General features: G+C 54.7%; 17 protein-coding genes, 1 tRNA gene and 1 pseudogene. 9 read left to right on the forward strand and 10 right to left on the reverse strand.

Annotation, left to right across the window (positions count from 1 at the left end; translation table 11 throughout):
- Window positions 1-12 precede the first annotated feature (12 nt).
- The 9 genes and pseudogenes from I6L35_RS18005 to I6L35_RS18045 form a co-directional block, all read left to right on the forward strand.
- The gene (locus tag I6L35_RS18005) at window positions 13-1,476 is read left to right on the forward strand and encodes a glycoside-pentoside-hexuronide (GPH):cation symporter (RefSeq protein ID WP_216978943.1); all 1,464 of its coding nucleotides are present in this window, start codon (window positions 13-15) and stop codon (window positions 1,474-1,476) included.
- A gap of 58 nt (window positions 1,477-1,534) precedes the next feature.
- Window positions 1,535-3,289 carry an L-arabinonate dehydratase gene (araD, locus tag I6L35_RS18010; RefSeq protein ID WP_216978944.1) on the forward strand — a complete coding sequence of 585 codons (1,755 nt, stop codon included), beginning with the start codon at window positions 1,535-1,537 and terminating at the stop codon, window positions 3,287-3,289.
- Between the two features lie 11 nt (window positions 3,290-3,300).
- Window positions 3,301-4,089, forward strand: coding sequence for an HpcH/HpaI aldolase/citrate lyase family protein (locus tag I6L35_RS18015; protein WP_216978945.1), 789 nt, complete (start codon window positions 3,301-3,303; stop codon window positions 4,087-4,089).
- On the forward strand, window positions 4,089-4,982 hold the full coding sequence (locus tag I6L35_RS18020) for an aldose 1-epimerase (protein WP_216978946.1): 894 nt from the start codon (window positions 4,089-4,091) through the stop codon (window positions 4,980-4,982). The genes I6L35_RS18015 and I6L35_RS18020 overlap by 1 nt, the downstream gene beginning before the upstream one ends.
- Window positions 4,975-5,862, forward strand: coding sequence for an SMP-30/gluconolactonase/LRE family protein (locus tag I6L35_RS18025; RefSeq protein ID WP_216978947.1), 888 nt, complete (start codon window positions 4,975-4,977; stop codon window positions 5,860-5,862). Before I6L35_RS18020 ends, I6L35_RS18025 begins: the two co-directional genes overlap by 8 nt.
- A complete protein-coding gene (locus tag I6L35_RS18030; RefSeq protein ID WP_069556391.1) occupies window positions 5,859-6,725 on the forward strand; it encodes an NAD(P)-dependent oxidoreductase in 867 nt (288 codons plus the stop codon). Before I6L35_RS18025 ends, I6L35_RS18030 begins: the two co-directional genes overlap by 4 nt.
- A 95-nt stretch (window positions 6,726-6,820) precedes the next feature.
- On the forward strand, window positions 6,821-7,510 hold the full coding sequence (gene ompL, locus I6L35_RS18035) for a porin OmpL (RefSeq protein ID WP_216978948.1): 690 nt from the start codon (window positions 6,821-6,823) through the stop codon (window positions 7,508-7,510).
- 42 nt (window positions 7,511-7,552) lie between these two features.
- Window positions 7,553-8,320, forward strand: coding sequence for an SDR family NAD(P)-dependent oxidoreductase (locus I6L35_RS18040; protein ID WP_216953421.1), 768 nt, complete (start codon window positions 7,553-7,555; stop codon window positions 8,318-8,320).
- Window positions 8,321-8,511: 191 nt separating this feature from the next.
- A pseudogene (locus tag I6L35_RS18045) lies at window positions 8,512-8,640 on the forward strand (IS481 family transposase); the annotation flags it as partial.
- A gap of 126 nt (window positions 8,641-8,766) precedes the next feature.
- On the opposite strand, the gene I6L35_RS18050 reads toward I6L35_RS18045, so the two are convergent.
- From I6L35_RS18050 to I6L35_RS18095, 10 genes are all read right to left on the reverse strand, one after another.
- Window positions 8,767-9,465: a DUF2931 family protein gene (locus tag I6L35_RS18050; RefSeq protein WP_216978949.1), complete on the reverse strand. Its 699-nt coding sequence runs from the start codon at window positions 9,463-9,465 to the stop codon at window positions 8,767-8,769.
- An 8-nt stretch (window positions 9,466-9,473) separates the two neighbouring features.
- Window positions 9,474-10,178, reverse strand: a complete 705-nt coding sequence (locus tag I6L35_RS18055; protein ID WP_216978950.1) for a DUF2931 family protein — start codon at window positions 10,176-10,178, stop codon at window positions 9,474-9,476.
- Between the two features lie 8 nt (window positions 10,179-10,186).
- Window positions 10,187-10,885 carry a DUF2931 family protein gene (locus I6L35_RS18060; RefSeq protein ID WP_216978951.1) on the reverse strand — a complete coding sequence of 233 codons (699 nt, stop codon included), beginning with the start codon at window positions 10,883-10,885 and terminating at the stop codon, window positions 10,187-10,189.
- A gap of 175 nt (window positions 10,886-11,060) precedes the next feature.
- Window positions 11,061-11,759, reverse strand: a complete 699-nt coding sequence (locus tag I6L35_RS18065) for a DUF2931 family protein (protein WP_216978952.1) — start codon at window positions 11,757-11,759, stop codon at window positions 11,061-11,063.
- On the reverse strand, window positions 11,759-13,711 hold the full coding sequence (locus I6L35_RS18070; protein WP_216978953.1) for a DUF2235 domain-containing protein: 1,953 nt from the start codon (window positions 13,709-13,711) through the stop codon (window positions 11,759-11,761). The genes I6L35_RS18065 and I6L35_RS18070 overlap by 1 nt, the downstream gene beginning before the upstream one ends.
- Window positions 13,711-14,505, reverse strand: coding sequence for a DUF4123 domain-containing protein (locus I6L35_RS18075; protein WP_216978954.1), 795 nt, complete (start codon window positions 14,503-14,505; stop codon window positions 13,711-13,713). The genes I6L35_RS18070 and I6L35_RS18075 overlap by 1 nt, the downstream gene beginning before the upstream one ends.
- Window positions 14,502-16,544 carry a type VI secretion system tip protein VgrG gene (locus tag I6L35_RS18080; RefSeq protein WP_216978955.1) on the reverse strand — a complete coding sequence of 681 codons (2,043 nt, stop codon included), beginning with the start codon at window positions 16,542-16,544 and terminating at the stop codon, window positions 14,502-14,504. Before I6L35_RS18080 ends, I6L35_RS18075 begins: the two co-directional genes overlap by 4 nt.
- A gap of 11 nt (window positions 16,545-16,555) precedes the next feature.
- Entirely contained in the window at window positions 16,556-16,843 is a 288-nt protein-coding gene (locus tag I6L35_RS18085) for a type VI secretion system PAAR protein (protein WP_021141173.1), read from the reverse strand.
- A 182-nt stretch (window positions 16,844-17,025) separates the two neighbouring features.
- Complete coding sequence (gene hcp1, locus I6L35_RS18090; protein ID WP_010634242.1) at window positions 17,026-17,544, reverse strand: type VI secretion system effector Hcp1; 519 nt, start codon at window positions 17,542-17,544, stop codon at window positions 17,026-17,028.
- Window positions 17,545-17,942: 398 nt separating this feature from the next.
- Window positions 17,943-18,030: transfer RNA gene (locus tag I6L35_RS18095), tRNA-Ser, on the reverse strand.
- Window positions 18,031-18,120 lie beyond the last annotated feature (90 nt).

An 18,120-nucleotide genomic window follows, 5' to 3' on the forward strand; every position in this document is an offset into this window, starting at 1 on the left:
GGATGTGATCCCATGACATATCGCAATGTGGCAAGTGACCGTCTGGCATGGCAGGAAAAGATGGCCTACGGAGTGGGTGATCTCGGCTATAACTTCCTGCTCAACTGCACAACTCTCTATTTGCTGATCTTCCTGACCGATGTGGCAGCCATTCCGGCAGCATGGGCCGGAGCAATCTTTCTGGTTTCGAAGTTCTTTACCGCCTGCACCGATCTGGTGACCGGCAGCGTGCTGGATAATCGTTCCGAGCTCGGCCCCAGAGGTAAATTTCGCCCCTTCCTGCTCTGGACCATAGTGCCACTGGCTCTTATCAACACCGCCCTGTTTACCAGCGTTGAGCTCCCGGTCATCGCTAAAACAGTGCTGTTTACCCTGCTGTTCATGATGTTTGGTGCCTTTTACAGTTTTGGCAATGCCTCCTATGGCGCCATGGTCCCGGCCCTCACCAAGCGACTCCAGGACCGAGCCGAGCTCGCCGCCTGGCGCCAGGGGGGAGCCAATACCGGATTACTGCTCTGCTCGGTAGGGTTCATGCCGCTGGTATTGCTGTTTGACAAGCCACAGGTCGGCTATAGCGTTGCGGTACTGATTTATTCGGTCATGGGGGCTGCAGCAGTACTCTTTTGCTACAGCAGAGTTCGTGAACGCCATGTGCTGCCATCGGTTGTCAACGAATCGGGGTTTTCGGCAGTACAAACCAACGCACGGGCCGTGCTGGCAAACCGTCCGCTGGGCATCCTGGCGCTGGCCAATCTGCTGACGCTGGCAGCGTTCAACACCAAGCTGATTGTTCAGGTTTTTTACGCCCAATATGTGATTGGCGACGTATCGATGATCGCCTACATGAGCTTCATCAGCATAGGGTGTATCTACCTGGGGGTATTGCTGGTTCCCTTTGCCGTGCACCGTTTTGGCAAACTACCTGTCTATCTGGCCGGTATTGGCGTGTGGATATGCGGTGACCTGCTCAACTACCTCTACAGCGAGAGCGCTCTCGATTACATCCTCTTTACCTCCCTGGCCCTGTGGGGATCCGCTTTCGTCAACAGTCTCAACTGGGCGTTCATCTCTGACACCGTCGAGTATGGGGAATGGAAAACCGGCATCCGCACCGAGGGGCTGGTCTACTGCAGTCTGACCTTCTGCCGCAAATGCTCGGCCGCGCTTGCGGGCCTCATTCCCGGGCTGGTGCTGGCATGGTCAGGCTATGTTCCCAACGCGACGCAAAGCACCGAGACCCAAAGCAGCATCGCTAATCTGATGTTTCTCTACCCGATCTGCGCCCTGATTTGCGCTGCAGCCTTGATGTTGCTGTTCTACCCGCTCACTGATGCCCGCTATCAACAGATCGTCCGGGAGCTGGCACAACGCCATGCCCTTGCTTCTCCCCGGAGACCCCATCACCGGATACATGAGCAATCTACTCCATCGCCTGACAGCCATCTTCTTCGCGCAGGTCAGAATGGGGGAATTTAACATGCTGTTTTTATTGAATTAATCCTTAATCAAATCAGACAAAGAGAGCGGTATTCCTATGTCATTCAACAGTGAAAACCTGGCCAAGCTCGATATCTCGGCGCTGCGTAGCCAACGCTGGTATGCCCCCGACACCATCCGTGCCTTCGCCCACCGTCAACGCAGTCAGCAAAGTGGCTTGAACCGCGACGAATTCATGGGCAAGCCCGTGATCGGGATCATCAATACCTGGAGTGAAATGAGCCCCTGCCATAGCCACCTGCGTGAGCGCGCCGAGGCCGTCAAACGAGCTGTCTGGGCCGCGGGGGGCTACCCCGTTGAATTGCCCGCGCTGTCGGTCGGGGAAGTATTGGTCAAGCCGACCACCATGCTCTATCGCAACTTTCTGGCGATGGAGGCAGAAGAGCTGCTGCGCCAGCATCCGATCGATGGGGCCGTGCTGCTCGGCGGTTGCGACAAATCCACGCCAGCCCTGCTGATGGGTGCCATTTCGATGGACTTGCCGGTGATCTTCTGCCCCGCCGGCCCCATGTCGAGCGGCAAATGGCGCGGCCATGTCACCGGTGCCGGTACCCATACCAAGAAGTTCTGGGACCAATTGCGCTTGGGGGCCATTACCCAGCATGACTGGATCGAGCTGGAGGGGGCGATGACTCGCTCCATCGGCACCTGCAATACCATGGGCACGGCATCCACCATGACCTCCATCGCCGATGCCATGGGCTTTATGTTGCCGGGGGCCAGCTCCATCCCCGCCGCTGACTCACGACACGTCCAGATGGCAGCCCAATGCGGCCAAATCATCGTCGACATGGTGTGGCATGATCACAAACCTTCCCGCTGGCTGACCCGAGCCAACTTCCTCAATGGCGTAGTGGCCTACATGGCGCTCGGCGGCTCCACCAATGCCGCGATCCACATGATTGCGATGGCCAACCGGGCAGGCATCAACCTCACTCTGGAAGACATGGAGTCGGTAGCACGGGAAGTCCCTGTGCTGGCCAATCTGTTTCCCTCTGGTGATCAGTTGATGGAGGAGTTCTTCTTCGCCGGCGGTCTGATGGCCCAGCTGAAAAAGGTGGAGTCATTCCTCCACCTCGATGCGATCGGGGTCACCAATCGTCCCGTTGCACAGTGGATTGCCAACGCGACATGTTATGACGACAACGTGATCCGCTCGCTCGATAACCCTGTGGTACCGCTCTCCCGTGGATGTGCATTGACAGTATTGCGCGGCAATCTGTGCCCCAACGGGGCTGTGATGAAATCATCTGCCGCCAAACCCGAACTGCGCCACCACAAGGGCCCTGCCATCGTCTTCGACAGCCATCAAGAGCTCTCGGATCGCATCGATGACCCCGCCCTGGAGGTAACCAAGGAATCAGTGATTATCCTGCGCAATGCCGGCCCGGTCGGCGCGCCGGGCATGCCGGAGTGGGGCAACCTGCCGATCCCGAAAAAGCTGCTGCAACAAGGCGTCACCGACATGGTGCGGATTAGCGATGCCCGCATGTCCGGTACTCACTATGGCACCTGTATCCTGCACGTTGCCCCTGAAGCGGCCATTGGTGGCCCACTGGCACTGGTACGTACCGGTGACCTCATCGAGCTCGATATCGCCAATGGCCGCCTCAACATGCTGGTCAGTGATGAAGAGCTGGCCGAGCGCCGCCGCACGCTCAAACCGGTACACAAAGTTTATGAACGCTCTTATGCCGCACTCTATCAACAACATGTGACCCAGGCCGATCAGGGCTGTGACTTCGATTTCCTCCAGGCTGGCAGCAAAGTGCCCGAGCCCCCGATTTTCTAAAGGAGCAAACAATGAATCCGTTCAAACTTGCGATTACTCAAGGTCCACGCCCACTGGGCACCTGGATGATGACTGGCAGCGATACGGTGGCGGAAGCCATGGCGACTGTCGGTTTCGATTTCTTGGTGCTGGACCAGGAACATGTGCCGGTCGATAGCCTGGATGCGATCCGTATCGATCGCGCCATTCGTGCCAGCAACCCGGCCACCACCCCACTCTACCGCCTGGCCTGGAACGACACTGTGTTGATCAAACGGGCGCTTGATGGCGGTGCAACGTCGCTGATGGTGCCGTTTGTCAACAGTGCAGCAGAAGCCCGCAAAGCGGTAGAGGCGGCCTACTACCCTCCCCTAGGCAAACGCGGCTTTGCCGCGGTGCATCGTGCGTCCGGTTACGGTGCCGAACCCGAATTCGTGCGTAAAGCCCGGGAAGAGCTCTGCCTTATCCTGCAAATTGAGACCCCTGACGCCATTGATGCCATGGAAGAGATGGCCATTGAAGGAGTGACCGGCTTCTTTATCGGCCCCGGCGATATGAGCGCAGCCATGGGCCATATTGGCAATCCCTCTCACCCCGAGGTGCAAGCCAAGATCCGTGAAGGGCTGGAGAAGTGCCAGCGCTTGGGATTGCCTTGCGGGATCGTCGGTGGCAACCCCGAGCTGGTGAACAAATATCAAGAGATGGGTTTTAGCTTTGTGGCGCTCGGCTCCGACATGAGTTACCTGCTGGCTCGCGCCCGTGAACAGCTCGCCGCGATCCGGGGGGAACGTCTGAGCATATCCGGTGGCGAGGTTTACTGATGAAGAGGCTTCACCGCCAAAGCGGCCCGCTTGATCTGGAGCTCATCCCCGAGCTTGGTGGCGCTATCGGCAAACTGACCTGGCATGGCAGGGAGATCTTGCGCTCCCTGCCCGATGGTCAGAACGTCACAGTCAACCAGGGGGGCTGTTTTCCCCTGGTACCTTACTCCAACCGTATTGCTCATGGACGGTTTCACTTCGCCGGATATGATTACGCCCTGCTGCGTAACTTTGGCGATCATCCCCACTCAATTCATGGCAACGGCTGGCAGCAGCCATGGCAAGAAGGGGATGCAGATGATGACTCTGTCGTGCTGACCCTGCACCATGACGCACAGGGAGCATCCGCGGCGCAATGGCCCTGGCCTTATCGGGCAACTCAGCGCTTCACCCTGCAAGAGAATGCGCTTCATATCATACTCACTTACCACAATCTGGCCGATCACGCTGTCCCGGCTGGGCTGGGCTTTCACCCCTATTTTCCCCGTGCGGCGCACGCCGAGATCCAGTTCGACGCAGGCGGTGTGGTACTCAACGACCACAAGTCCCTGCCCACTGGTCTCGCGCCACTACCGACCCAATGGAACTATCGCACTTGGCGCAAACCTGAACCCGCCAGTGTCGATAACTGCTTCCATCACTGGAGTGGCTGTGCACGGGTGCGCTGGCCAGATGAGAAGCTGATGGTGACCCTGAGCTCACCCGATGCGCCTCACGCCATCCTGTTTCTGCCGCCCGCCGATCGTGACTTCATCGCCATCGAGCCGGTTTCTCATATCAATGATGCCATCAACAACGGTGGCTTTGGTGACCCTGCGCTGGCCATGGCCACTGTGCCAGCCAATGGGCAGTTGCAGATCTCCATGCTGCTTGAGGTTTCTCACTATGCCTAATCCTGCTCTGCTACTGGCCGACTACCGCGGCCATCTGCCCGAGTGCCCGACCTGGAGCACTGATGAACAGGCGCTCTACTGGACCGATATTCTCGAGCGTTGCCTGCACCGCTATCACCCCGAAAGCGGCGCCATGACGACAATCCCCTTCCCCGAAGAAGTGGGCTGTTTTGCCCTGCGCGAACAGGGTGGCTTTATCGCAGCGATGCGCACCGGGATCTATCTGTGTGATCAACACGGGCAAATTGAGCGTAAAGTCGCCGATAACCCCAATAACCCAGCGCTGGCCCGTTTTAATGATGGCGGTACCGATCAGGCGGGTCGTTTCTATGCGGGCACTTACTGGAGCCCACGAGATTACAACGGCGCCCTGCTATGCCGGGTTGATGCCGAGCTGCAGATGTCGGTGATCCAGTGCGACATTCTGGGAGCCAATGGCTTGGCATTCAGCCCAGACATGCGCTGGATGTACACCACTGATACCCCCAACCGCCGCCTTTATCGCACTCCGTTGGCCCGCGACGGTTCACTCGGTCAACGGCAACTGCTGCGCGAGTTTGCAGCCCGCGCCGACGAAGGGCGCCCGGATGGGGCTGCAATCGATGTCGAAGGATGCTACTGGAGCGCCCTGTTTGATGGCCATCGTATCGCCCGCTTCTCTGCAGAGGGGGTATTGCTGGCCGAATATCCCTTGCCGGTACGTTGCCCCACCATGGTCTGTTTTGGTGGTGAAGACATGAAGACCCTCTTCATCACCACCACTCGCGAAAATATGGACGCCGCCGAACTGGCAGCACGTCCGCTCTCAGGTGCGCTGTTCAGCATGCGTGTTGACATCGCCGGTCTTGCTAAACCCACATTTAAGGAAAACAACAGATGAAAACTATTGGCTTTATCGGTCTTGGTCTGATGGGCGAAGCGATGTCAAAGAACATCGTCAAAAAATTTGATGGCAATGTGTTGGTATTCGATATCAATCAGGAGGCTGTCGCCCGGGTGGTCGATGCAGGCGCCATCGCCTCCCCTTCCATTGCCAGGTTGGCAGCCGATGCGGATGTGATCATCTCCATGGTACCGCGCTCCGAACACGTCAAAGCGGTCTATACCGAACTGCTGCCACACCTTGGCCCCGGCAAGATCACCATCGACATGTCCACCATTGACCCGGCAGTGTCAATCGCCTTATCCCGCCAGGTAGCAGAAACCGGTGCCGTGATGCTCGATGCGCCCGTGGTCAAATCCGTCCCTGCCGCCGTGGCTGCCGAGCTCGGGATCTACATAGGTGGCGACCTGTCCGCCTACAAAAAGGTCAAGCCATTGCTAGCCATGATGGGCAGCAACCAGATCCACCTGGGGGGCAACGGCCGTGGTTTGATCATGAAGGTGCTGCACAACACCTTGGTCGCCCAAATTCAGAACAGTGTCAACGAAATGCTGGCCACCGCCGATCATTTCGGCATCGATAAAGAGAGCTTCAACACCGCCGTCTCTTACGGTGGCGGCAGCAACTTCTATCTGACCAGCAAGATAGGTGCCCTGATCGCCGAGAACTACAACACTGTCTTCTCGCTGGAGAACATGGCCAAAGATATCGGCATTATGAAGAACCTCATGGGAGAAGAAGCGCTGACCCTGCCCGGAGTCGAATTGGTGAATAACATTTACCAGCAAGGCCTGAATAACGGTTTGGGCCGTGAGGATTTCTGTGCCACTTATAAGTTGGTAAAGCAAAACATTCAATAGCTGGCTGATAAAAACCATCGCATGAGGTAATTAATTTACCTCATGCCAATCGCTGTACGATTTAATATCAACTTACCATTGGCGAGTCAATCACTATGCGTATCCACCCCAAAATATGCTTAATCCCTCTTATATGCTGCAACGCAGCTTTCGCGGGCGGTTATTTTGAAAGCCGTGAGGCATTTAACTTTGCTACCGACCAAAATGAGTTATTGTTGCGACTCGGCTATAACTGGGAATCTGGTGCGGGTATTATGGCCAGCAATGCGTATAATACCGATAAACTAGACAAGCTAAAGCACAGTTATAACGAAATTGAAGGGTGGTATCCGCTATTAAATTTAACCACCAAACTCTCGGTCAATGCCGGTGGTTTGGTTAACTCCTCTAGCTCTGGCTCTGGTGGCTCTGCGTATCTGGATGGAAAGTACAACTTTACCGATAACTTTTCCGTTATTGCACGATACCGTTACAATCATCAAAATTATCTAACTACGGATCTTGATGGTTATGGCGATAATAACGATACCAATGAATACGCACTGTATATTGTCAATAAAATAACACCAGCTTTGACCCATACTTTTGAATCGCACTATTTTTCTCGCGTCAATAATTTCAACAGTGCTAATGGGAAAGATCATCACTGGGAGCTAACCAGTCAAACCCGCTATCGAATCAATCCACAATGGATGCCTTATCTGGAATTACAGTGGTACGATAGAAATATTGCCTATGATGCAGAGGCATACCGGATCCGTATTGGTGTTAAATACTTTTTCTAATGTTGCCAGATGAATTCAATCTATGACTCACGGAGAGCAGTTATGAACTATTCCCAGCAAGTACAATATCACTCTATTGCCGGCAAGGTCGCCGTTATCACAGGTGGCGCCAGTGGCATTGGCGAAGAGTTGGTGCGCGCCTTTGTCAGCCAAGGTGCCAAAGTCGCCTTCCTCGATTTTGATAAATCTGCAGGCGAAGCACTCGCGCATGAGCTCGACTGCCTGTTTCTGTTTTGCGATGTCACCGACCTGACTCTGCTCAAAGCGTGTTTTACGACCATTGAACAACAGCTGGGCAGTGTCGATATCCTGATCAACAACGCGGGCAGCGATGATCACCATAAAATTGAGGATCTGACCGAGGAGTATTTCGAAAACCGCATCAATATCAATCTGCGTCACCAGTTGTTTGCGATCCAAGCCGTGTTGCCAGGCATGGAGCAAAAAGGGAGCGGCAGCATCATCAATATGGGATCCATCAACTGGATGCGGGGCCGCCCCGGGAGAGTCTGCTACTCCCTGTCAAAAGCCGCTATCCATGGTTTTACCCGTACCCTGGCGCAGGAGTTGGGCGCAAGAGGCATTCGGGTTAACAGCCTGGTCCCAGGCGCAATCCGTACCCCCAAACAGGATGCGATGTGGGCGCAACTCGACCCTGCCGCGGTGAACCAGTTTGTCGAACTGCAAGCACTCAAATTCCGTCTCGATGGCTCACATTGTGCTCGCATGGCCCTCTTCCTGGGTTCTGACGAATCCAATGGCTGTACCGGCCAGGATTTCATTGTTGATGCAGGTCTTACTTTGAACTAAGGCTTTTCCCAAGGTAATAATGTTTGTCGATGATATCGCAGGGCGTCCAATGATGACGTTGAGACAATATCGGCTGGCGCTGCACGTGTAGAGATACTATTCATCTGACTATAGTTCAACAAGGGGGTGGTCATACGGCTTCTAACCGGATAACAAAATGGTACGCCCATCGTATTATCCGGAGCCAACGTATGACCACCAACGAGAATGTAGTACGTCGGAAACGCCGTCTGCTAGAGCTCGCCAAAGAGCTCAATAATGTCAGCAAAGTCTGCAAGCTCGTCGGCTACAACCGCCAGCAGTTCAACGAAATCCGCCGACTTATGTGCTGTGTAGTGGTCGACTAAATCCGGACACTATTTTAGGTAGGCGCCCGGAGTGAGTGGCTTGGCAGGCTGCGACTATCGGCAACAGCAGCAATAAGAGAATCCAGCGCGTACAAGTCATCATTGCACAGGGTCAGTATCCGTCTTGGGTTGCGCGGCACGATAGGCATCCATGATGGGAGCCCAAGCCATTCCGCTAGGAACTGGGTATTGCTTGTAGGCATTACCGTATGCTTTGTCAAAATCGTCAAACCACTCTTTGTATACTTTGGTGACAGGATTTTCCTTGTCTTGCGAGGTTTGAATTTCCTTAGCAATCCCCCTGGCCAGCAAGATATCAGGCTTCACTTTGGCGTTGGTTAAAAATGCTTCCACATAACCGCCGGTGGCCATACCTAAGCCAATGTTATCTCGACGTTCTTCACGCCACTCATCTCTCACCTTGATGCGATAAGGTTGTGCAATCATGCTTTCCAGCTCTGCTGGCAATGCCAGGTTAATGCGATAGCGTTTTTTGTCGTGAAATGAAATCCACTCCAGTTCCACCCGATCTGGAATTGGTCGTGTGGTGTGGCTCCCTTTTGAAATACTCCAGCGATAGTCTTTTTCTTTTAACCCTTCAGCCCCAAAAAATCCGGCAGAACCATTCGTCGAAGCATCAACCAATTTACCCTGGCGATAAAAGAGTACCTCGGTCACCCATAGTTCATCTGAGTTGGAACCAACCATATGCCACCACTCCAAATTTTTGGGTGGGGTAGACACGGCCTGACAAGCAGTGACTAGCGGCAACAACACCAGTAAGAGTATCCAGCGCATGGAGGTCATCATTGGACCGGGTCAGTATCTGTTTTGGGCTGTGCGGCACGGTAGGCGTCCATGATCGGGGCCCAAGCCATACCACTGGGAACTGGGTACTGTTGATAGGCTTGGTTGTACTTTGCATCAAAGTCTGCCCAACGATTCTCATATTGGCTGGAAAGGGGAAAACGTTGATCATAGGGATCATCCGTCACCTCTTTTGCAATCCCTCGGGCTAGCAAGATATCGGGGGTGACACGAGGGTCTCTCAAAAACGCCTCGACATAGCCCCCGGTTGCCATGCCCAACCCAATATTATCTCGGCGCTCTTCGCGCCACTCCTTGCCTACTTTGACCCGGTAACGCTGCGCTATCATCCTTTCCAACTGCGCGGCGGGTAAGTCAAGGCTGATGCGATAGCGTTTCTTGTCGTGGTACGACACCCATTCCACCTCAACCCGATCAGGGGCGGGGTGAATATCACGGCGGCCTTTGCTAATGCGCCAGCGATAATCTTTGGCCTTAAGAGCTTTAGGACCGACAAACCCAGCTACCCCACTGGATGAGGCATCGACCAGTTCCCCCCCGCGATAAAACAATGTTTCGGTTACCCATATCAGATCGGCATTGGAGCCCACCATATGCCCCCAATCCAGATCGTGGGGTGCGGAGGGGGCGGCCTGGCAGGCGGTGACTAACGGTAACAGCAGCAGTAAGAGTATCCAGCGCATGGAGGTCATCATTGGACCGGGTCAGTATCTGTTTTGGGCTGTGCGGCGCGGTAGGCGTCCATGATCGGGGCCCAAGCCATGCCATTGGGAACTGGGTATTGCTTGAATAGCTCACCATATTTCTTATCAAAATCATCCATTCCATATTGGCGCGCAATCGGTACTCTCTGGTCATACCAATCATCGGTCACAACTTCGGCAATACCACGAGTAAGCAGAATATCTGGCTTAACATTTAGCCTATCTCCCTTGAGCAACACCTCAAAATAGCCGCCGGGCGCTAGGCCAAAATAGAGCCAGCTACGGCGGTCATAACGATCCTCAACAGAGTAGACCTGGCGCATCTGTTGCTCCAGATTGGCAGGCAAGTCCACCTTTATGCGGTAGCGCTTGCGATCATGGAAGGAAACCATCTCAATCACAGCTTTATCGGGGATGGGAATACCGTCGGTAGGCAGGCCACCACCGCCCGCCCAATAATAACGTTGCGTCTTGATTCTATCGGTAAGTAGACCTCCAGCTCCGCCACCGGCCAGACGGTCGGAATAAACTTGTTTCCCTCTAAGATAGAACTCGGTCTTGGTGTTCTTAGTAAGATCTATATTACTGCCTGTACCATAATCCCAATCAAATTTAGGCAAAGGTTGTGGCGCCGCGCAGGCAACTAATGACAGGCTGAACCACAACAATGCGACGATATATTTCATCTCTGTGTTGGTACATCCTGCTCTAGATGGGAGAGATCCATGGTTTCAAGCGCCTTCATATTATCAATGTGTCGGCGGCGCAGAGCTTCAATCTCCTCTGGCGTGAGCTGCCGCGGGAGGACATCTGGTGATGTTGGTTTGGTACCCTTAGCCGGCACTTTCAACCTCCATGGTATTACCTTACTGGGTCAGTATCTGTCTTGGGTTGAGTTGCGCGGTAGGCATCCATGATGGGAGCCCAAGCCATTCCGCTAGGAACTGGATATTGCTTGTAGGCATTACCGTATGCTTTGTCAAAATCGTCAAACCACTCTTTGTATACTTTGGTGACAGGATTTTCCTTGTCTTGCGAGGTTTGAATTTCCTTAGCAATCCCCCGAGCCAGCAAGATATCAGGCTTCACTTTAGCGTTGGTTAAAAATGCTTCCACATAACCGCCGGTGGCCATACCTAAGCCAATGTTATCTCGGCGTACTTCACGCCACTCATCCCTCACCTTGATTCGATAAGGTTGCGCAATCATGCTTTCCAACTCTGCTGGCAAGGCCAGGCTAATGCGATAGCGCTTTTTATCGTGGAATGAAATCCACTCCACTTCTACCCGATCGGGGGCGGGGTGAATATCTCTGCGACCCTTGCCTATGCTCCAGCGGTATTCTTTCTCTTTTAACGAGTTAGTGCTAACTGAGCGTAGAGCCCCATTGGTTGAGGCATCAACCAACTTGCCTTGACGATAAAAGAGCACCTCAGTCACCCATAATTCATCAGCATTGGTGCCCACCATATGGCGCCAGTTCAGTTGTTTTGGACCGGAGGGGGCTGCTTGGCAGGCTGCGACTAATGGCAACAGCAGCAGTAAGAGTATCCAGCGCATTAATAACCTCCCTTATCATTGCCCGTCAGCTTACGGATTTCTTTGTCACCAACTCTGTTGGGTTTGTTGACCAGTCCAGTGTCAGCGCTGTAGTGCAAATAACTTAGCCGCAACTTTTGGTACACATCGTCAGGTAAGCTGCGAGCCAAGTTGATCACCTCTCCGCGCCGTTTGGCCACATCAACCCATAGCTCATCGAGTTTGGCCAAGTTCACTGTGGGATACGAAAGTGCGCTATCCAAACGGTAAGCATTATCACCTTGTGATACCCACTTGTTCAAAGGCACTCCAGCATCACGCGCCGCTTCTAACATCATGTGCAGCGGTATGCGTGAATATTCCCCCTCCACCACCCGGTGCAGTACCACATCAACGCTGATGTTCCTATGCCCCCCAGACTGACTACCTGTGATCGGCCCCAGTGGTCTGGGACGCACATTCAAATAGCCAAGCTGAGTTGTATCTCGATGGCTAGCTAGAGACACAACGCCTTTGGCCCAGCCTTGCCCAACCCGCATTTTGGCATAGGCAAGGGCATCCCGATATGCCTGGGAATCGGTTGGATTGAGGTATGGCATCGCATCAGAATTGAAGGTTGCGATCACGCAGTTTTCAGTGATGAGCGGTGAGGCCCTGTTGGGATCACGCAAACTCCAGCGGCTGTAATAGCCCCCACCGATATCGGAGTGAGCGCCGGGAATAATCACCTCGGTAAAATTCTTCGCGATTGCGGTGCCAGCGGCATCGTCGGTGATACGAGTCAAGTCAAAGTGATAACGCCACTCATCAGCTGCCACAATATGCACCACCCGCTCGGCGCAGTCAGCGGCCAACGTCACATTACGTTTGCCCCACAGATAGGAACTGACCACGGTATCAAACAGCCCGACAAACTGGATCCGCACATTATCCCGACTGGCCCAATCAAAGCCTGCTTTCAAGGGAATATCTGGGTCAGCAGCCATGGCCTCCACTAGGGGGTGATCCCCCTTCTTATCGATACGGTTTACAAACTGGCGGGCGGCAGAGGCTCCCCGGCTAAAGCCAAACACATCGAACTCGACCTTATGAATGCACTCAATGGTGGGCAGTATGTTCTCCAGTTGTTCTTTTATTTCTGCAACAATCTGGGTACGACAAGCCTCTTCGACTCGGGAGGCGCTGGAGGTCTGGCCCTTATCTGCCCCTAAGCCTGCGGTGGCGTCATCCTCACCTTTGGTCGTGCCGATGCCTTCGATGTACACCGCGACACTTAACTCAGGAGCTTTGTCATTACGTAGATATAGGTCACTGGCCTTGCCAATATTGGTGACATCGTTTTTCTCGCTGTTATTAAGATCATCAGGCAACGCCCCTTCAAAACACTGCTCCAGCAATACCTGCTGCTCTTCCGGGCTGCATTGCGCCAAGGCAGTCTCCAATGCACTTTTCCCTTCCCTGTGTTTGAAGGTGTTGTTGGCGGTGCCATCAAAGAACACCCCGATACGCAGGGTGGTGAGCTGATAGCCCTTCACTTCAATCACGTAGGAGTGCTTGGTGATAAAGCGCGGTGGTTGGGCCCCGGCTTTGTGCGCTTCCGGTAGCGGCTGTTCTGGGTCGCTGAGGCAGAGGTCGCCGGTGGTCACTTTGACATGCTCGCGCTTCACGTCACAGTGCCCCCAAAATTTCTCGGTGTAGGCGGGAACCTGGCTGGTTTCGCCCTCTTTCAGGGCTTCACGAGATTGAGCGGCTTTGAGCCAAGGCTGGGTCTCGAACTTGACCGTCACCGGCCCCACCGCAAAGCCTTCAACCAGGGTTGGGCCATCTTTCAGAGTCACGGTTTTGCTGGTGCCAGTGGCATCGGTCAAGGTGGCCTTTTGCCCCTTGAACGAGCGGTTCTGTTCGTCGCGAACGTCTATCTCAATCCAGCAGTTGTACTTTTCACAGGGTATGCAGTGGGCACTGATAGCCATTACACAGCTCCTATCAAGTCAGGGTGTTTGTTCAGCCAGTTATTCACCTGAGCCATTTCGTCATCGGTCAGCATCAACGGCGCTCTGATGGCATCCAGCGCCATGCTTGCCTGTATCGTGAGCGCACCAGCTACCACGCCATCAAGGACGTCGCCTGTCAGCCCAGCTTGATTGGCCTGCTTGAGGACAGTGGTAATGGCGGCTTCCGGATTGGGATGACGCGTCATCATCTCCTCCATCCGTTGCCAGAAGTGACGAGAGAGGGTGTAGGCGTGACGGCTTTCGTCATACAGCGGCGCCAGATTGTGAGGCTGAATGCGAAACCAGGGGGCTTGGCGGGGAGTGAATTCGTTATCAGGCGTGCGTTGCCACACACTGTCGGTGGCCCACAGGCTTGAGCAGGGCCCCAGGACATCATCGAGTTCCTGCTGGCTCATGGTGGCCAGCATCTTGGGAAAGACCCGGTTATCGGCATAACGCAGCCACATCACCTCACCTTCACAAGCCACCTCTATCAGGCTTTGCCAGTGCTGCTGGACGACATCGATAGCCGCATCGCTTGTGACGTAGACGCCCCCCAGTTGCGGGTGAGCCGCAATAAACTCAGGAGCTGGGTCGGGCAGTAGCCAAGGGCCTTGTTCGGCTTGGTTCGCGAAGGCCGTACCGGCAAACAAGGGGATGGCATTGGCACCACCTTGGTTGCAGTAGTCCGCCACGGCGGTGGTATCGAGCGCGGCATCAACGATGGCAAACAGTTGGCCGGGGTGTTGGCTACGCCACTCTTGAAAGGTCATGCCTTACCTCCCTGGGCAAAGGGGCAGGGCTTCACCAACGGGGCCATGGATTCCATGCTCTTTTGAATCGCGCTCGCAGGGATAGTCGCTGGAGGCGCGGGTGGTACCTTGACCGCCCCCGGCAAGCCGGGCATTTGACCCGCCCAACCGGAGCCCGAGCCGGGACTGCCGCCAGAATTCATCTTGATAGTGGGACCGACCAGGGTGACGCCACTGGGGTCAACCTTCACAAAGCTGCCGCCGACTTTGAGGGTCAGCTCGGAGCCTGCTTCCAGCACAATCTTGTTACCGGCCTTGATGTGGATCTCTTGCCCAGCCTCAACCAGCAGCGACTGGGCCAGCTTCTGGTGCAGGGAAGCATCGACCGTCAGCGAATAGTCCGCCTTGATCTGGTCACGCTTCTCACCCTTCACCGTCAGGTGGTCGTTGGCCTTGATGCGGGTGACCCGCTCGTTGTCGATGTCGCGATGCTCGTCGTGTTTGATATGCCAGGCCGCATCGTTTTCTATCAGCACATTCAGGTCTTTCTGACCGTGGATATAAATCTCTTCCTGCCCTGCCTGGTCTTCAAAACGCAGCTCGTTGAAACCCTCGCCCTGGTGGGTCTCGGTGCGCAGCACGGTACGAGTCTTGTTGGCAGGCAACTCATACGGTGGCCGGTTGGTGGCGTGATAGGTACGACCCGTGACGATAGGCTGGTCGGGGTCACCTTCCAAGAACTCGACAATCACCTCGTGGCCGATGCGCGGGATAGCCATCATGCCATATTGGCCACCGGCCCAGCCTTGGCTCACTCGCACCCAGCAGGAGCTCTGGTCGTTGGAGCTGCCGTAGCGGTCCCACGGGAATTGCAGTTTGACCCGGCCATGTTCGTCGCAGTAAATCTCTTCCCCTTCAGGGCCCACCACCATGGCGATTTGCGGGCCATCCACCATCGGCTTATGGGGTGCCTCGGGGCTGCCGATACGGGCGCGCCAGGTGGTGCTCGCCTTCACTACGCCAAATTCGTTGTGGTAGACGGTCGGGCCACTGCCGCCCTCTTCCTCCAGCGCCTGCGGTTGCTCACCGGTGTGGCAAATATGGACGATTTGCCAGTCGGTGTTGAGGCTGCCGTTAGGATGCTCGGTGAGTGAAAAGTGCTGACCCGGCAAAAGCGCCGCGCTATTGGATTTGCCGCTACCCGCCACCGCGTCGTTGCGCAGGGCATCGAGCCGGTGCTGGGCAAAGGCCTTGCCGCTGCCGTCCTGCTTGTAGCGGCCCGGGTAGTCAAAATGCTGATAGGTATCGCGCTGATGCTCGAGATCGCTACCCTGCTTTTTGTGGGAGAGGCCATAAGCCGGGGTCTTGAAGCTGTAATCTTTCAGCTCCACATCAGAGGGGCGCACCGCCTCGCGGTAGTGGAACTGGCGCACGTAAGGACCTTGTTCCAGCGAACGGTTGCCAAGGTTGAAAAAGAGCTCGGGGCCAGCAGTCAGGGCTGCGGCATCGTCAGCAAAGACGATGCGATGTTTGCCTGCTTCAAACTCGTGGAAGTAGAACAAGCCCTCTTCAGCTGCGAGGCGGTTAACGAAATCGAGGTCAGTCTCGCGATACTGCACGCAGTATTCCCGCTGGGCGTGCTCGTTCTTGAGCGCAAAGGCGTAGTCGGTGATGCCGTGTTCTTGCAGCAAAATGGAGAGGATTTCGTCAGGTTTCTGTGCCTGGAAGATGCGGGAGCTCTGGCGCAATCCCAATCGCCACAGAGCAGGTTTGACTTGCAGCTGATAGCGGGTACGGCGAAAGCCGCTGTCCCCTTGGGCAAACTCGCTCACAACCCCGCAGACCCGGCGTTGCAACTCGCCGTTGTACCACACCATCAGCTCGCATGGCTGGTCCAGCACGGCGCCAAAGTCGATGTCCGGTTGCTGGCTGGCGACCTCAAGGTGGAGGTTAAAGGGACGGTTCAAGCCCTCATCCAGCTTGAAGCTTGCGACCGCAAAGGTGCTGTCAGCCAGTGCGCCAACCTTGACGGTAAATTGTAATCCTGTGCTCTGTGCCATGACCTTGTTCCTTATCCTGCTTGCCCACTACCCGAACCAATCACCACACCACCGCAATCCACCGCAGTGCCAGTGACGGCGATGGGCTTGCCGTTCACCAACACAGAACCCACACCACCGGCAATGCTGCGCGGGTGCGGCGGGTTGTTGGGCTTGTCGTGGGGTGCTAACGGGTCACCCTGGCGGGCAACAGGCTTACCATCGAGGAACACGTCAGGACTGGCTGCTATCACCGGGGTCGGTGGAAAGCCATCGTGGTCGGTGCCGATATCACCGAGCAGTGCAATGGAGGGACACATAATTCAAACCTCTTGTGTGCTTTGCCATCACTCAGCACCGAACGTCAGAACAGGGGGATGGCAAAACATAAAAGCCCCAGCCTGCGGGATTAATCAGGCTGGGGATACATCAACGTGCTACGGATACGGACCACGTGGACAGCACTTCCAGAAAACTAAAACAAAGAAAGGAAAACGAGTTATTACGCCTCGATAGGTGCACGCCAATCATCAGCACCAGAGGTACCGGCAACGGTGTGTTCCCAATCAATCTTGCGGTAAGCCATAGAGACCTGGATAAGCTGGGTGAAGTCAGACTTCGCCGGGTCCTGGCAGTGCGGCATCTGGCAGTCGATGTCAACGATGGTGGCATCGGTCAGCACGGTAGAGAAGAAGTGCTCCTGCTTGCCCTCAACGGAGGTGCGGTACCACTTCAGGGTCACTTTTGGCAGCATCTCGCCGGAAGCCAGCGCGTTGTACATCAGCGGCACAGCTTTGTTCAGCGCAACGGTGAACTTGAACGGCTTATGGACACGCTGACCGGCAGGTTGACCGGATTGCGGGTCGGTCGGGACGGTCACAACGTGCTGGAACTCTTGTACCAGCATCTCGTCTTCGTGGCCTTGTACGAAGATGTTGCCGACGGAATCGGAAGTGAAGGCACCGGCGGTGATATTGCCCTGAGTTTTACCTTCGATGCTGATATAACATGGAGTTGGCATATGTATGCTCCTAAATAAGTTGGTTAAACGAGATAGCACTCGACCAACCTTTAGCAGCGACCATGCCATTATTTTTATTCATTTATTATCAATAGGTTACAACCAAAACAATCAAACACCAAGGTTCACTCACGCAAAAAGTTGCGCAAATCAAAATTATTGGTGGCTAATGATTGCAAATGAAGTGGATGAAACCAGGTGCTGCGCAATATTTTGCACAAAAAAGAGATTATCACTATCACAACGCACGTTGGCATCAATACCAATCGCAAACGGGTACATCGCAACAAGAATCTGATTACTCAAGTAATAGATTGCATGAGAGATGATGAGCAGAGGACATATCAAAAATCGCATATAAAGAAAAGCCCTGATGTTTCCATCAGGGCTTTGCAATGTGGCGGTGAGGGAGGGATTCGAACCCTCGATACGTTGCCGTATACACACTTTCCAGGCGTGCTCCTTCAGCCACTCGGACACCTCACCAAATTTTTGCTCACTGTTTTATGTGCTTGAGCTGCACATTCGCTGGCGGACCATGCCGCGGCGACGGGGCGTAATGTAAGGGATACGATG

Origin of the sequence: Aeromonas sp. FDAARGOS 1405, assembly GCF_019048265.1 — a bacterium.
GTDB classification, from domain to species: Bacteria; Pseudomonadota; Gammaproteobacteria; order Enterobacterales; family Aeromonadaceae; genus Aeromonas; species Aeromonas veronii_A.